The sequence below is a fragment of the Microbacterium ulmi genome (assembly GCF_011759705.1).
Lineage (GTDB): Bacteria > Actinomycetota > Actinomycetes > Actinomycetales > Microbacteriaceae > Microbacterium > Microbacterium ulmi.
The window spans coordinates 138499-153778 of sequence record NZ_JAAOZF010000001.1 but is presented as its reverse complement, the minus strand read 5'-3'; the positions used below and the strand labels follow the sequence as shown (position 1 = coordinate 153778).

General features: G+C 72.5%; 13 protein-coding genes. 7 read left to right on the top strand and 6 right to left on the bottom strand.

Going from position 1 to position 15280, the window contains the following annotated elements; translation table 11 throughout:
- The first annotated feature begins 11 nt into the window (after nucleotides 1–11).
- The 6 genes from FHS08_RS00725 (at nucleotide 12) to FHS08_RS00700 (ending at nucleotide 7731) form a co-directional block, all read left to right on the top strand.
- The gene (locus tag FHS08_RS00725) at nucleotides 12–2567 is read left to right on the top strand and encodes an ATP-dependent Clp protease ATP-binding subunit (RefSeq protein ID WP_167034559.1); all 2556 of its coding nucleotides are present in this window, start codon (nucleotides 12–14) and stop codon (nucleotides 2565–2567) included.
- 76 nt (nucleotides 2568–2643) lie between these two features.
- Nucleotides 2644–3525 (top strand): LLM class flavin-dependent oxidoreductase, encoded by an 882-nt coding sequence (locus FHS08_RS00720; protein WP_167034557.1) that lies wholly within the window; start codon nucleotides 2644–2646, stop codon nucleotides 3523–3525.
- A gap of 263 nt (nucleotides 3526–3788) precedes the next feature.
- The gene (locus FHS08_RS00715; protein ID WP_167034555.1) at nucleotides 3789–4562 is read left to right on the top strand and encodes an LLM class flavin-dependent oxidoreductase; all 774 of its coding nucleotides are present in this window, start codon (nucleotides 3789–3791) and stop codon (nucleotides 4560–4562) included.
- Complete coding sequence (locus FHS08_RS00710; protein WP_341800276.1) at nucleotides 4559–5536, top strand: epimerase; 978 nt, start codon at nucleotides 4559–4561, stop codon at nucleotides 5534–5536. The genes FHS08_RS00715 and FHS08_RS00710 overlap by 4 nt, the downstream gene beginning before the upstream one ends.
- 39 nt (nucleotides 5537–5575) lie before the next feature.
- Nucleotides 5576–7102: an ATP-dependent DNA ligase gene (locus FHS08_RS00705; protein ID WP_167034553.1), complete on the top strand. Its 1527-nt coding sequence runs from the start codon at nucleotides 5576–5578 to the stop codon at nucleotides 7100–7102.
- A complete protein-coding gene (locus FHS08_RS00700; protein ID WP_167034552.1) occupies nucleotides 7099–7731 on the top strand; it encodes an alpha/beta fold hydrolase in 633 nt (210 codons plus the stop codon). The genes FHS08_RS00705 and FHS08_RS00700 overlap by 4 nt, the downstream gene beginning before the upstream one ends.
- Here FHS08_RS00700 and FHS08_RS00695 read toward each other — a convergent pair.
- Nucleotides 7719–9011: a DUF4921 family protein gene (locus FHS08_RS00695; RefSeq protein WP_167034550.1), complete on the bottom strand. Its 1293-nt coding sequence runs from the start codon at nucleotides 9009–9011 to the stop codon at nucleotides 7719–7721. The genes FHS08_RS00700 and FHS08_RS00695 overlap by 13 nt on opposite strands.
- A 14-nt stretch (nucleotides 9012–9025) precedes the next feature.
- Between FHS08_RS00695 and FHS08_RS00690 the strand changes: the two genes are divergently transcribed.
- Nucleotides 9026–9739 (top strand): NAD-dependent deacylase, encoded by a 714-nt coding sequence (locus FHS08_RS00690; protein ID WP_167034548.1) that lies wholly within the window; start codon nucleotides 9026–9028, stop codon nucleotides 9737–9739.
- 33 nt (nucleotides 9740–9772) lie between these two features.
- Here FHS08_RS00690 and FHS08_RS00685 read toward each other — a convergent pair whose 3' ends face one another.
- The 5 genes from FHS08_RS00685 to FHS08_RS00665 form a co-directional block, all read right to left on the bottom strand.
- Nucleotides 9773–11041, bottom strand: a complete 1269-nt coding sequence (locus FHS08_RS00685) for a sugar ABC transporter permease (RefSeq protein ID WP_167034539.1) — start codon at nucleotides 11039–11041, stop codon at nucleotides 9773–9775.
- Complete coding sequence (locus tag FHS08_RS00680) at nucleotides 11038–11844, bottom strand: ATP-binding cassette domain-containing protein (protein WP_167034537.1); 807 nt, start codon at nucleotides 11842–11844, stop codon at nucleotides 11038–11040. Before FHS08_RS00680 ends, FHS08_RS00685 begins: the two co-directional genes overlap by 4 nt.
- 151 nt (nucleotides 11845–11995) lie before the next feature.
- Nucleotides 11996–13069 (bottom strand): sugar ABC transporter substrate-binding protein, encoded by a 1074-nt coding sequence (locus tag FHS08_RS00675; RefSeq protein ID WP_243847172.1) that lies wholly within the window; start codon nucleotides 13067–13069, stop codon nucleotides 11996–11998.
- A 161-nt stretch (nucleotides 13070–13230) separates the two neighbouring features.
- Nucleotides 13231–14439 carry an ABC transporter permease subunit gene (locus tag FHS08_RS00670; RefSeq protein WP_167034535.1) on the bottom strand — a complete coding sequence of 403 codons (1209 nt, stop codon included), beginning with the start codon at nucleotides 14437–14439 and terminating at the stop codon, nucleotides 13231–13233.
- Nucleotides 14436–15269 (bottom strand): ATP-binding cassette domain-containing protein, encoded by an 834-nt coding sequence (locus tag FHS08_RS00665; RefSeq protein WP_167039470.1) that lies wholly within the window; start codon nucleotides 15267–15269, stop codon nucleotides 14436–14438. The genes FHS08_RS00670 and FHS08_RS00665 overlap by 4 nt, the downstream gene beginning before the upstream one ends.
- Nucleotides 15270–15280 lie beyond the last annotated feature (11 nt).

Genomic DNA, 15280 nt, shown 5'->3' with positions numbered 1-15280 from the left:
AGAGCATCGGAATGCCCGAAGACTTCACGCCGTCGACCGACGGCGCCGACGGCGGCAGCGCGTTCGACGAGTTCCTCGCGCGATACCTCGCGGGCGAGCGCGCCCGCGGAGAGCGGTCGATCGACCTCAGCCGGTTCCTCGGCGCCCGCACGCAGGACGTGCTGCAGCGCGCCGGCCGGTTCGCGCTCGAACGCGGCCAGCGCGAGCTCGACGCCCTGCACGTGCTGCGGGTGCTCGTCGACGAGGACCCCGCGAAGGAGGCCGTGCGGCGCATCGGCGTCGACCCCGCGGCGATCGCACGAGCCGCGGAGGGGCGCCTTCCCGCGGCATCCGCCCCCGCCGACGTGGACGGCGCCGTCGTGACGCCCTCCGTGCACCGCGCTCTGTTCCACGCGTTCCAGGTCGCCCGCTCCTCGGGCTCGACCTACATCGATCCCGAGCACCTCTTCTTCGCCCTCGTGCTGGGTCAGGACGCCCCCGCGGGACGCATCCTCGCGGAGGCGGGAGTCACCGCCGAGGCGCTCACTCAGGGCGTCCGCGAGACCGTGACGCCGACCGGGGAAGCGGCCGCCGAGACAGGCCCCGCGTCGCAGACCCCCATGCTCGACGCGTACGGCACGGATCTGACGGCGCTCGCCGGAGCCGGCGACCTCGACCCCGTCATCGGCCGCGAGGACGAGATCGAGCAGACGATCGAGATCCTCAGCCGCCGCACCAAGAACAACCCCGCGCTGGTCGGCGAGGCCGGCGTCGGCAAGACCGCCATCGTCGAGGGCCTCGCCCGGGCGATCGTCGCCGGCGCCGTGCCCGAGCAGCTGCACGGCAAGCGCGTCGTCTCGCTCGACCTGCCCGCGATGCTGGCGGGCACCCGCTACCGCGGCGACTTCGAGGAGCGCCTGACGAAGACGCTCGACGAGATCGCGCAGCGCCGCGGCGAGCTCATCGTCTTCATCGACGAAGTGCACACCGTCGTCGGCGCAGGCGGCGGGGGAGACGGCGCGATGGACGCAGGCAACATCCTCAAGCCGCGTCTCGCCCGCGGCGAGCTGCACCTCGTGGGCGCGACGACTCTCAAGGAGTATCGCGTCGTCGAGAAGGACCCCGCGCTCGAGCGCCGCTTCCAGCCCGTCCGGGTGGGGGAGCCGTCGATCGAGGACGCCGTCCTGATCCTGCGCGGCCTCGCGCCGGCCTACGAAGAGCACCACGCGGTCGTCTACACGGATGCCGCGCTGCGCGCCGCCGTCGAGCTGGGCGACCGCTACCTCACGGAGCGCGTGCTCCCCGACAAGGCGATCGACCTGATCGACCAGGCGGGAGCACGGCTGCGGCTGCGCCTGGGCGCCAAGGTCGACGTGAGCGCCCTCCTGCAGCGGCTCGCGGACCTCGAGGCCGACAAGAACGCGGCGGTGTCGGCGGAGAAGTACGAGGACGCCTCACGCATCCGAGACGCGATCGCCGACGTCCAGTCCAGGCTCGACGAGGCGACGGCGACGGGCGCCGCGGCGCGCGTCGACGCCGTCGTGGACGAGCCCGAGATCGCCGCCGTCATCAGCCGGGCCACCGGCATCCCCGTCAACCGCCTCACCGAGACCGAGCGCGAGCGCCTGGCCTCGCTCGAGGACGAGCTGCACGCGCGCGTCGTCGGACAGGACGACGCCGTCGCCGCCGTCGCGAGGGCCGTGCGGCGCAATCGCACGGGAATGGGCGACGCGCACCGGCCGGTCGGGTCGTTCCTGTTCCTCGGCCCCACGGGCGTCGGAAAGACGGAGCTCGCGAAGGCCCTCGCGGCGTCGCTGTTCGACGACGACGGCGCCGTCATCCGCTTCGACATGAGCGAGTTCGGCGAGCGGCACACCGTCTCGCGGCTCGTCGGGGCGCCTCCCGGATACGTCGGATACGACGAGGCGGGGCAGCTGACCGAGCGCGTGCGGCGCAATCCGTACTCGATCGTGCTGTTCGACGAGATCGAGAAGGCCCACCCCGACGTCTTCAACCTGCTCCTGCAGGTGCTCGACGACGGACGGCTCACCGACGGCCAGGGGCGCACGGTCGACTTCCGCAACACCGTCGTCGTCATGACGTCGAACCTCGGGTCCGAGTTCCTCGCGTCCCGCGCGGGGGCGATCGGGTTCATCGCGGACGGCGGAGGCGCGACCGGCTTCGGCAGCGAGAAGGATCTGCGCGATCGCGTCATGGGCAGGCTCCGCGAGGCGATGAGGCCCGAGTTCCTCAACCGCGTCGACGAGATCGTGATGTTCCGCAAGCTCGACAGGGAGCAGCTGCGCGACATCGTCCGGTTGCTGCTCGGCGCGACCGAGACCCGTCTCGCGAAGCGCGACGTCAGGATCCAGACGACGGATGCCGCGATCGCGTGGCTCGCCGAGCACGGGTACGAGCCCGAGTACGGGGCGCGTCCTCTGCGCCGGCTCATCCAGCGCGAGGTCGACGATCGCATCGCCGACCTGTTCGTGACGGGCGCGCTGGGCGACGGCGGAGCCGTGAGGGTGGATGCCGTGGCCGGCGCGCTCGTCGTCTCGGTGCCGCAGGAGTTCGCCCGCGCGGCCTGACCCGCCCGTCCGACGGGGCCGTCCTGCACTGCGGGGCGGCCTCGTCGTGTCGGGGGCGCGTGGCAGGGTGAGACGCATGACCCGCGTCGGCGCGATCTTCAGTCCCTACCCGCACCCGCCCGAGGCGCTGCGAGCCGCCGCCCGGGCCGCCGACGAGGGCGGCGTGGCCGAGCTGTGGCTGTGGGAGGACTGCTTCCGCCAGTCCGCCTTCGCCGCGGCATCCGCGGCCCTCGCGTGGACGGAGCGGCTGCGCGTGGGGATCGGCATCGCGCCGATGCCCCTGCGCAACGTCGCGGCCACCGCGATGGAGATCGCGACGATCGAGCGGATCTTCCCCGGCAGGCTGCTTCCGGGCGTCGGGCACGGCGTCCTGCCATGGATGGCGCAGGTCGGCGCGCGAGTCCCGTCGCCGCTGACGCTCATGCGCGAGTACGTCCCGGCCCTGCGCACGCTGCTCGCGGGCGGCGAGGTGAGGGCGCGGGGCGCCTACGTGACGCTCGACGGCGTCCGGCTCGACTGGCCGCCTGCGGCGTCCCCGCTCGTATACGCGGCCGCCGAGGGGCCCAAGACGCTCGTCCTCACGGGCGAAGTCGCCGACGGCACGGTGCTCGACAGCCGCCACACCGCCGAGGAGATCGCGGTCGCGGTCTCGGCGATCCGCACGGCGCGTGCGACGGCCGGGCGCAGCGGCGCCCACGACGTCGTCGCGTACCTCGTCACGGCGTTCGGTGCGGATGCCGAGGCCCGCGCCGTCGCCGAGTTCGGAGCCGGGTTCGGCCAGACGGCGCCGTCCGACGCCGGCGAGCGGGTCGCGGCGGGAGACGTGGGCGATGTCGCCGCCGTCGTGCGCCGGTTCGCTGGCGCGGGCGTCGACTCCGTCGTCCTGCTGCCCACGGCCGAGGCCGACCTGCGCGAGTTCTACGCGGCGGCGGGGGAGGTCGCGCGCGCCGTCGCGTGACCGGGGCGCGTGCGTCGCGGATCGAGGACCGGCCGAGGTCGTCCCGTCGCCGATCGAGACACCGCGCGCGCGTCCGGTCGCCGATCGAGACACGGCCGTGCCCGCGCGGGCGCCGATCGAGACGCGGCCGTGCCCGCGCGGGCGCCGATCGAGACGCGGCCGCACACCGGCCGCCGTACCCCGCGCGGCCGTCACGCCGCCCGTGGGCCGGGTCCGGGCTGCGCCTGGCGGACGTGCGCCACGGCATGGGGCAGACTCGGAGGATGGCCCAGGCATCCGTCTCCCTCGGCGTCGCCGGCACGCTCGGAGCCGAGGCGATCTCGCGCATCGCCGCGGCGACGGAGGCCTCGGGCTTCCACGCGCTGTGGGTCAACGACACACCCGGCGGCGACGCGCTCGCGGGGCTCGCCGCCGCGGCGGAGGCGACCGATTCTCTCGTGCTCGCGTCCGGGGTCCTTCCCCTCGATCGTCGATCGCCCGTCGAGATCGCGCGCACCGTCCGGCAGCTTCGGCTCCCCGTCGGCCGGCTCGTGCTCGGCGTCGGGTCGGGCGGCGCGCGGGCCGGCGCCCTCGCGCTCGTCCGCGACGGCGTCGCGGCACTGCGGGAGACGGGAGCCGGCATCATGGTCGGGGCTCTCGGGCCGAGGATGCGCCGGCTCGCCGCCGAGGCGTCCGGCGGCCCCCTGCTGAGCTGGCTGACGCCGGAGGCGGCATCCGCTCAGGCGTCCGCCGCGCGTGCCGTCTCGTCGGGCGCGCACGTCGCACTGTACGTGCGCACGGCGTTCGACCCGGCGGCGAGGCAGCGCCTCGACCTCGAGTGCGCGCGGTACGCGCGCGTCCCCGCCTACCGCGCCAACCTCGAGCGCCTCGGCATCGCCGCGAGCGACACCGTCATCGCTCCGGCGAGCCCCGCCGCGCTTCTCGATCGCCACCGCGCGGCGGTGGACGAGGTCGTGCTCCGGGCGATCCCCGTCGGCGACGGCATCGGAGACTATCTGCGCTTCGTCGAGCAGGCGGCAGACCGGGTCGCCGCGTGACGCGGCCGATCGCGGTGCTCGCCGGCGCCTCGGGCTTCGTCGGCGGCGCGCTGCGGCGCGCGCTCGTCGACGACGGGTACGAGCTCCGGATCATCGGACGCACAGGTCCCGACGCCCGGTGGGACGACCCCGTCGCCCTCCGCCGCGCCGTCGACGGCGCCGACCTCCTCGTCAACCTCGCGGGCAAGAGCGTCGACTGCCGCTACACGGACGCCCATCGCGACGAGATCCACCGCTCGCGCACCGCGACGACGCGCGCCCTGCGCGAAGCGATGACGGATGCCGCGGCCCCGCCTTCACTGTGGCTCAACGCGAGCACGGCGACGATCTACCGGTACGCCCTGGACCGACCGCAGACCGAGGCCGGCGGCGAGCTCGGCGCCGGGTTCTCCGTCGACGTCGCGCGGGACTGGGAGGCCGAGCTGTTCGCGGGCGACCTCCCGGCGACCCGGCGCGTCGCGCTGCGCATGGCGATCGTCCTCGGCGACGGCCCCGCGACGAACACGCTCTTCCGGCTCGCACGGTTCGGCCTCGGCGGTCCGCAGCTCGACGGGAGATGGATCCCGCATCGCCGGTACCGCGGAATCGGACGCCACCCCTCGGGCGACGGCCGTGCCCCATGGCACCGCTCGCGCGGGCGGCAGCGGTTCAGCTGGATCCACGTCGACGACGTCGTCGGGGCCGTGCGGTTCATCCGCGACAGGGCGTCGATCGAGGGTCCCGTGAACCTCGCCGCGCCCCACCCGAGCGACAACACGGAGCTCATGGCGACGCTGCGACGCGTCGTCGGGATGCCGGTGGGCCTGCCGGCGCCGCGATTCATGCTCGAGCCCGCGATGTGGGTGCTGCGCACGGAGCCCGAGCTCGTCCTCAAGAGCCGATGGGTCCTTCCCGGCATCCTCACGCAGGCGGGGTACGGGTTCGCATGGCCGGATCTCGAACCGGCCCTGCGGGACGTCTGGAGCCGTCGCTGACCCGTACCGCGTGTCGGCGGTCGGTGCGAGAATCCGAGGATGCTGCTCGCACGGCTGGTCGACACGGTCCACTCGGTCGGCGCGACGCCGTCGCGCCTCGCGAAGATCGACGCCCTCGCGTCGCTTCTCGCCCAGATCGATCCTGACGAGCTCCCCGCCGCCATCGGGTTCCTCACCGCGAGCCCTCGGCAGGGCCGGCTCGGGGTCGGGTGGCGCGGGATCGCCGCGCTCGACGTGGAGCACGCGTCCGTTCCCTCGCTCCGCCTCGGTGACGTCGATGCGGTTCTCGACCGGCTGGCGGCCGCATCCGGTACAGGATCGCAAGCCGAGCGCGCGCAGGCGCTGCGCGACCTCGCGGCCCGCGCGACGACGGTCGAGTGGGACTTCATCGCGCGCGTGCTCCTCGGCGAGCTGCGCACGGGCGCGCTCGAGGGCGTGCTCCTCGACGCGATCGCGAAGGCGTCCGGCCGCCGGGCCGAGACGGTGCGGCGCGCGGCGATGCTGTCGGGCGACCTCGGCGCGACGGCGCTGCTCGCGCTGACGGGCTCGGCCGACGACCTCGCCGCGGTCGGCCTCGTCGTCGGGCGGCCGGTCCTGCCGATGCTCGCGTCGACGGGAACGACGGCCGCGGCGGCGGTCGAGGCCGTCGGGGAGGCGTCCGTCGAGTACAAGCTCGACGGTGCGCGCATCCAGGTACACCGCGCGGGCGACGACGTGCGGGTCTTCACGCGCAGCCTCGCCGACGTGACGCATCGCGTGCCGGAGCTCGTCGGAATCGTGCGCGCCCTGCCGGCGAAGGCGCTCATCCTCGACGGCGAGACGCTGTCGCTCGACGAGGACGGAAAGCCCCGGCCGTTCCAGGACACGATGGCGCGCTTCGGGGCGGATGCCGCATCCGACCTGCTCCTGCGTCCGTGGTTCTTCGACCTGCTCCATCGCGACGGCCGCGACCTGCTCGACGAGCCGCTGCGCGTTCGCCGGGCCGAGCTCACGGCGGTGGCGGGCGAGTGGCTCATGCCGGGAGTCCAGACCGCCGATCCCGCCGCCGGAGAGGAGCTCTCGGCGCAGGCCCTCGCCGAGGGGCACGAAGGCGTCGTCGTGAAGGCGCTCGACGCGCCGTACGCGGCGGGCCGCCGCGGCGCGACGTGGATCAAGGTCAAGCCCGTGCACACCTACGACCTCGTCGTGCTGGCCGTCGAGCCGGGATCGGGGCGGCGCCAGGGGTGGCTCTCGAACCTGCATCTCGGCGCGCGAGACGAGACGGGCGAGTTCGGCGGAGGCTTCGTCATGGTCGGCAAGACCTTCAAGGGACTGACGGACGAGCTCCTGCGGTGGCAGACCGCGTACTTCCCGACGATACAGACGCGGCGGACCTCGAGCGCGGTCCACGTCGAGCCGGTGACGCTCGTCGAGATCGCGATCGACGGCGTGCAGCGCTCGTCGCGGTATCCGGGCGGCGTCGCCCTGCGCTTCGCCCGCGTGAAGGCGTATCGTCCAGACAAGCGGCCGGACGAGGCCGACACGATCCAGGCCCTGCGTGCGCTGCTTCCCGGAGGTGCGTCGTGACGATGACCCGCATCGAGTACGCGAGCCTCGGCTCGCCCGATGCCGACGGCACGGTCGTCGTGCTCCGCGAAGGCGCCCTCGCGACGACAGACCCCGACGTCACGGTGACGCGCACGCGGGACGTCCGGCTCGTCGCGGTCCGCGTCGACGACGCCGAGGTCGCCGAGCCCGGCGCGTACGGGGGCGAGACGCCGGCCGCCGTGACGGTGAAGGCCCTCGTCGAGCTCATGGACGACGTCGCGGCGGAGGGCCGCTTCGGACTCGTCGGCGTCGGGGGCGCGGGCGAGGTCGCGGTGCATCTGGCCGCCGTCCTCGCCGACCGCGTCGACCGCCTCGCGCTCGTCGCCGTCCCCGAGCCCGAGGGTCCCCTCGACCGTGAGGAGGAGCAGCGCACGCTTGCGGGCGTCTCGGCGCAGACCCTCATCCTCGTCGGCGAGCACGACCCCGACGCCGCGGCCGCCGCGGCCGAGTGGCATCGCGCCCGCCTTCCTTCCGCCCGGGTCGAGATCGTCCCCCCTCCCTCCGAGGGCGCCGACGCGCGCCTCGCGCTCGGCGTCGTGTGGGAGCGGGTCCTCGCGCACACGGCGCCGGGCACGCAGGCTCGGCCGGGCCGAGGTCACTCCATGTAGCGCAGCCGTGCGTCGTCGGAGGTGCACTCGTCGCCCACGCGGATGCCGTCGCCGAGCCGACCCTCCGCTCGCAGCTCGGCGAGGGCTGCGACGGCGCGCCTGCGCAGCTCCCAGGGGTCGATCGTGTTGACGTAGATCTTCGTGCCGCCCTCGAAGCCGGCGGGCGTCGAGATGCGCCACTTCAGCACGACCCGCCACGGCATGGGCCATGCGGCTCCCGGCGGCCGATAGTGCCATTCCTCGTTCGTCGGCACATGCACCCCGGTCGCGGCGTGGAGCGCGTGCAGCAGATCGCTGACGGCGCGGATCTGCGCAGGCGTGTGCTCCTGCGGGAGATTCGCGGTCGATGTCGAGTAGACCTCGAACGCGGGGAATCGGTGCCCGACCCCGGCGATCGCGACGGCGCCGTCGTTGGCCGCGACGATCAGGCGCTCGCGCATCGCCAGGTCGGCGATCGCATGCTGATAGAGCGCGCGGTCTCCCGCGAGCAGCCGCAGCTCGTGATCGGTCTGCGGTCCGTGCTCGTCGATCGCGACGAGTTGCTTGTGCAGGTGCTCGAACGACGCGCCGGCGGGGCGCAGCCAGTTCTGGAACACGGCGACGTAGGCGGCGTGGGGCTGCGCCGCCGCGATCTCGGCGAGCGAGCGCACCGCGAAGGCGACGTACGCGCCGTGCTCGTCGGGCGTGAGCACCCCCGACGAGACGAGCTGATGATCGGTCTCGGCGTCGTCGACGACGTGACGGCGTGCGACCACGACGTCGTGCGACCCGCCCACGAGATCGAGTGCGGACTCCTCCAGGCTCTGCGCCTCGCCTCCCGCGGCGGCGCGCACGGCGGCGAGCCGCTCGATGTGGGCGCGGCCCGCGGGATCCTGCAGATAGTCGCGCGCCCAGTCGACGACCCACGACGGCTGGCGGAACCCATGGTTCTCGCGCCAGTACTCCGCCGACACGATCTCGAACAGATTGCCGAACCGGCGGAACCGCGCGACGGTGTCGTACAGCGCGGACGCAGGCACGTGCCGCAGCTCTTCGTGGTCCGGGCCGACGAGCCGTGACTTCTCGGGAGTCGTCTCGAGGTAGCGGTCCTGGCAGAACGCGCACAGCCGGGTCGCCTCGCCCGGTTCGAGTCTGCGCGGCGCCGCGCGATCCATCGCGATAGGACGGCTCGCGCGGCCGGGGACGGTCCACACGCGCGTGCCGGTGAGGGGGCTCAGCTGCTTCACCGTCCCGTCGGGAAGGCGGGTCAGGGGGGACGTGGTGGCTGCGCCGTCGCTCACGCGACAATGGTGCCATGCGGATCGTCGTGCTGACGGGAGCCGGCATCTCGGCCGAGAGCGGCATCCCCACCTTCCGCGCCGCGGACGGGCTGTGGGAGGGGCACCGCGTCGAGGCCGTCGCGACGCCGGACGGCTTCGAGACGGACCCCGACCTGGTGCTGCGCTTCTACGACGAGAGGCGGCGGGTCGCGGCATCCGTCGCGCCGAATGCGGCGCACCGCGCTCTCGCACGCCTCGAGGGGGCCCTCGGCGACGGCCTGCTGGTCGTGACCCAGAACGTCGACGACCTGCACGAGAGGGCCGGCAGCCGCAACCTCGTGCACATGCACGGCGAGCTGCTCCGTGCCCTGTGCGGCGCGTGCGGCGCGCGACCCGGGTGGTCGGGCGACCTCGCCGACCGCCCGGCGTGCCCCGAGTGCGGAGAGCGGATGCTGCGCCCCGACGTCGTCTGGTTCGGCGAGCTGCCGTACGGGCTCGACCGCATCGAGCAGGCGATCGTGGCATGCGACGTGTTCGTCTCGATCGGGACGTCGGGCGCAGTGTATCCCGCGGCGGGGTACGTCGCGCTCGCGGCCGCGTTCGGGGCGCGCACCGTCGAGCTCACCCTCGTGCCGAGCGACGCCGTCGTCCCGTTCGACGAGGTGCGCGCGGGTCCCGCGACGACCGTCGTTCCCGGGTGGGTCGACGACGTGCTCGCCGCCCGCAGCGCGGAGCCGCCCCGGCCCTGAGGGGACGAGGCGGCTCCGGCGATCCGAGACGGATCAGGTGCGGGTCTGGCCTCCTCGCAGCCGCGACAGGGCGTCGACGGTCGCGGCGAGGATCAGGACGCCGCCCGTGACCAGCAGGTTGAAGCCCGAGGGCAGCTTGAGCAGGCCCAGGCCGTTGGTGATGACGGCGATCACGAGAGCGCCGATCGCGGCATGGACGAGCCGGCCCCTGCCGCCGAAGAGGCTCACGCCGCCCACGACCGCGGCTGCGACGCCGCTCAGCACGATGTCGCGCCCGACGGTCGCGTCGACCGAGCCCACGCGCGACACCGCGAACAGCGACGACACGACGGCGAGCGCCGAGCAGATGACGAAGGCCCACCACTTGACCCAGCGCACCTTGACGCCCGAGCGGCGCGCGGCCTCGGCGTTCCCGCCGATCGCGTAGACGTACCTGCCGAACTTCGTCCGGTCGAGCACGAATGTGCCGATCCACAGGATGACGAGCACGACGGGCACGATGACCGGAACGCCCTCGACGGGATTGACCTGCCCGCGGTCCTGGTTCAGCACGTACACGAACGCGCCTCCGACGAGCGCGATGGCGGCGAGCTTGATCCACACGAGCGAGATCGCCCGGTTGGGCACGCCCGCACGCGCGCGGCGCGCGCGGTCCCAGAAGGACATGCCGCCGGAGATGAGGAGCATGACGAGCAGCATCACCCATCCTCCCCACACGGGCAGGTTGCCGTTCTGCAGCGCGATGAGCTCGGGGACCTGCAGGCGGTAGAGGCCGCCGGGGCCGATGATGATGAGCGCGAGGCCCTGGAACCCGAGAAACAGGCCCAGCGTCACGACGAACGACGGGATGCCGACTCTCGCGACGAAGAATCCGATGAGGGCGCCCGTGCCGATGCCGAACGTGAACGCGATGACGAGCGCGAGCGGCCACGGCAGCCCGAACTGGGCGATGAGCGAGACGAAGATCGCCATCGCGACGCCGCCCGTCACGCCCGCGGACAGGTCGATCTCGCCGAGCAGCAGGACGAACACGAGCGCCATGCCGAGCACGACGAGCGTCGCCGCCTGGTTGAGGAGGTTGGCGAAGTTGCGCTCCGTGAGGAAGAACGGGCTCAGCGCCGAGAACAGGATCGCGAGCACGACCAGTCCGCCGATCGCGGGGAGGGCTCCCATGTCGCCGCCGCGCACGCGCTGCCACCAGGCCTGGATCTGGTCGGCGAGTCCGCCTTCGACGCCGCTTCCGATGAGGTCGCTGACGGCGGGATCGGGCGCAGCGGCGGTCCGGGTGGTCTCGACGCTCATGCCGCGCCTCCTGTCACGATCGTGGACGTGCCGATGTGCTCGACGCCGCCGAGGGTCTTGGTGCCCGTGATGTAGCCGACGACGTCGTCGCGGGTCGTCTCCTTCGTCGCGATCTGCGCGACCATCTGCCCGAGGTAGAGGACCGCGATGTCGTCGGCGACGGCGAAGACGTCGGCGAGGTTGTGGCTGATGAGGATGACGGCGACGCCCTGCGCAGCCAGACGCTCGACGAGATGCAGGACCTGCTCCGTCTGCGCGACGCCGAGCGCGGCCGTGGGCTCGTCGAGGATCACGACCCGCGCCTTCTTCAGGACGGCGCGGGCGATCGCGACCGTCTGGCGCTGACCGCCCGACAGCGACGAGACCTTCTGGCGCACCGACTTGACGGTGCGCACGGAGAGGGAGCGGAGGGTGTCGGACGCGTCCTTCTCCATGCGGCCCTCGTCGAACGTTCCGAAGGTCAGCTCCTCGCGGCCGAGGAACATGTTCTGCACGATGTCGAGGTTGTCGCACAGGGCGAGGTCCTGGTACACGACCTCGATCCCGAGGGACGAGGCATCCCGCGGAGCGTGCAGGTCGCGGTGCTCGCCGTCGACGCGGACTTCGCCCTCGTCGTAGGGCTGGACTCCCGCGAGACCTTTGATGAGGGTGGACTTGCCGGCGCCGTTGTCGCCCACGAGGGCCGTGACCTTGCCCGGGTAGACCTTGAGATCGACCCCCTTGAGCACGCTGACGGGGCCGAATGACTTCTTCACGCCGACGAGCTCGATGATCGGCTCGGCGTCGGTGATCGTATCTGGCATGTTCGCTTCCTTGCGATGAGGACCGATCTCGGGGAATCGTATCCCCGGAGATCCCATGTGCCGCGCGGCGGATCGCCGCGCATCGTGGCCGAGGTCGGGATGAGGAGGGGGCGCCGCCTCCTGGTCGGACGCGGCGCCCCCTCGGGTCGGGCTACTTCGTGACGCCGAACTCCGCGCAGGCGGCGGCGACGTCTGCCGTGCAGACCTCGTCGAAGGTCGCGTACCCGCCGGCCGCGATGACGTCCTTGACCTGGTCCGGTCCGACCGAGATCGGCGTGGCCTGGATGTACGGCGTGCCGTCATCGAGCTGGGCGTCGGCCTGCACCTCGTCGCCGTTCACGAGGGTCGTGGCGACCTCGACGGCCTTCTCGGCGAGATCCTTGACCGGCTTCCACACCGTGCCCGTCTGCCAGCCGAGCAGGATGTTCTGCAGGCCGGCGACGTTCGCGTCCTGACCCGAGACGGCGACGCCCTTCAGGTCGTTGTCCTGCAGCACCTTGATGACGCCTGCCGCATTCGTGTCGTTCGCGGCCCACACGCCGTCGACGTGTCCGTTGAGAGCCGTGAGGGCCTGCTCGAAGTTCGTCTGCGACTTCGTCTGGTCCCACGCCCCGTCGGGCTCGGCGGCCGGGCTGATGCCGGCAGCCGACAGCACCTCGTCGGCGCCTTCGTGGAACATGCCCGCGTTGCCGTCGGTCGGGTCGCCGCCGATGTAGACGACGACCGCGTCGGCGGGCGCGACGCCCTTCGCCTCGAGCCCGTCGAGGACGATCTGGCCCTGCAGGCGGCCGACCTCGACGTTGTCGAAGGACACGTAGGCGTCGGCGCCTGAGAACGGCCGGTCGTAGGCGATGACCGGGATCCCCTCTGCCTTGGCCTTGGCGGCCACGGCCTCGGCCGCGCCCTGGTAGTCGACGAGGAGCATGATGTTGCAGCCCTGCGTGAGCTGCTGGTCGGCGATCGTCGTGAACTTGTTGACGTCGGCCTGCGAGTTCTGGATGTCGACCTCGAAGCCGGCGGCCTCCAGACCGTCCTGCAGGAACGGGCGGTCGAGGTTCTCCCAGCGGGGAGACGACGCCGCGTCGGGGAGGATGACGCACGCACGGTTGCTGGCGTCTCCGCCGTCGTCGGGGGTCGCCGTGCCGCCGCCGGCACAGCCGGACAGCAGGAGTGCTGCCGCGCCGCCGACTGCGGCTGCGGCAAGCAGAGATGACTTCTTCATCATTCGCCTTTCATCATTGAAATCCGCGATACAGGATGCTGGTGCACATCGCGCTGACGACGATCCTTTCGAGTTCGAATCATGTCGTCAAGACTTGAACATAACGCTTTGACTACTGCTGTTCGGTGTTCGACACCTGAACTCACGCGTCGAATGGATTCGATTCAGGCGCGTCCCGTCGCGGCGCGCGTCCGGCGCGAGATCGAGTCGATCGTCACGGCGAGCACGAGCACGACGCCCGTCACCATGAACTGCACCGACGAGTTGAGGTTCAGGAGGGTCAGGCCCGACGAGATCGACTGGATGACGATGACGCCGAGCAGCGCGGCGAACGCCGAGCCGCGCCCGCCGAACAGCGAGGCACCGCCGATGACGGCGGCGGCGATCGCGTTGAGGTTCGTGTCGCCCGCGCCCGAGCTCTGGTTCGCGGCGGCCAGGCGCGCGGCCGCGAGCACACCGCCGACGGCGGCGAGGCTCGAGCAGAGCGCGAACACCGACAGGTAGATGCGGTCGACGCGGATGCCGGCGCGGCGGGCGGCCTCCACGGAGCCTCCGACCGCGTACACGGCCCGTCCCCATCGGGTGCGCGTCAGCAGGATGTGCAGCACAACGACGAGCACGAGGAAGAACAGGAACATGACGCCGACACCGCGCGACTGGTTGAGGTACCACGTCGCGACGAGCAGGAACGCCAGTAGGAGCCCGCTGCGCACCGCGATCTCGCGATACCCCTGGCTCTCCAGGTCGGCCGCCGCGCGCCGCCGCGCACGCCGCACGATCGTCCAGGTGAACGCGGCGACCGCGAGCGCGACGAGCGTGTAGGCGGCCCACGGCGGAAGGAACCAGTGCTGCGCGAACTCCACGAGCGCCGAGTCGAACGGGAGGTTGATCGAGCCCGCGTCGCCGAGGACCCAGAGCTGGAGCCCGAGGAAGCCGAGGAGTCCCGCGAGCGTGATGACGAAGCTGGGGAGCCCGAACCGCGTGTACAGGAACCCGTAGAGCAGCCCGACGAGGCATCCGGCGCCGACCGCCGCGACGACCGCGAGGACCGACGGCCAGCGCAGCTGCACGAACGTCACGGCGAGGACGGCGGCGGCAAGCCCCGACACCGAGCCGACCGAGAGGTCGATCTCGCCCAGCAGCAGCACGAGGACGATGCCGAGCGCGATCGTCCCGATCGCGGCGCACTGCATCGTGAGATCGACGAGGTTGCGGCTCGACAGGAACACGGGGTTGAGGATCTGGAACACCGTCCAGATGACCGCGAGCCCCAGGACGACGGGGAGCGGACCCAGGTCGCCGCCCTTGATGCGGGCCCACACGCGCTGTGCGGTGCCGCGCAGGCCTTCGCCCTCCGCGGGTTCGACGCTCACGAGCCGCCGCCGTCCCCGGGGCGGCGGCCACGCGCGGGAAGCGGGATGACGGTGCCCTCCGTCGCTGCGGGCTGGGCCTCGTCGGCGCGACGCTGCTCGCTCGCGCGCCGGCTGACGGAGTTGTCGATGGCGCCCGTGATGGCCGCGATGAGCGTCTCGCTCGTGACGTCGGCGGCGTTGTACTCGCCGTTGTTGCGACCCAGCCGCAGCACGACGACGCGATCGGCGACCGCCATGACGTCGGCCATGTTGTGACTGATGAGGACGACGCCGTGGCCGCGCTCGCGCAGCCGCTCGATGAGGTTGAGCACCTCGGCCGTCTGCGCGACGCCGAGAGCGGCGGTCGGCTCGTCGAGGATCACGATGCGGGGCTCGCCGATGAGCGACCGGGCGATCGCGACGGTCTGCCGCTGCCCGCCCGACAGCGACGCGACGGGGATGCGCACGGAGGGCACCTTCGCCGCGAGCTCGCGCAGCAGCGCCCACGTGCGCCGTTCCATCCCGACCTCGTCGAGCTGTCCCTCCTGCGTGAGCTCGCGGCCGAGCCACAGGTTCGCGACGACGTCGAGGTTGTCGCACAGCGCGAGGTCCTGGAACACCGTCGCGATCCCGAGATCCTGCGCATCGGCGGGGCTCCCGATCTGCACGGTCTCGCCGTCGAACTCGATCGTCCCCGCGTCGGGCGGGTGGACTCCCGCGAGCACCTTGACGAGCGTGGACTTGCCGGCGCCGTTGTCGCCGACGAGGGCGACCACCTCGCCCTCGCTCACCCAGAAGTCGACGTCGGTCAGGGCCTTGACGGCGCCGAAGTGCTTCTCGATGCCGCGCATCGTGAGGACGC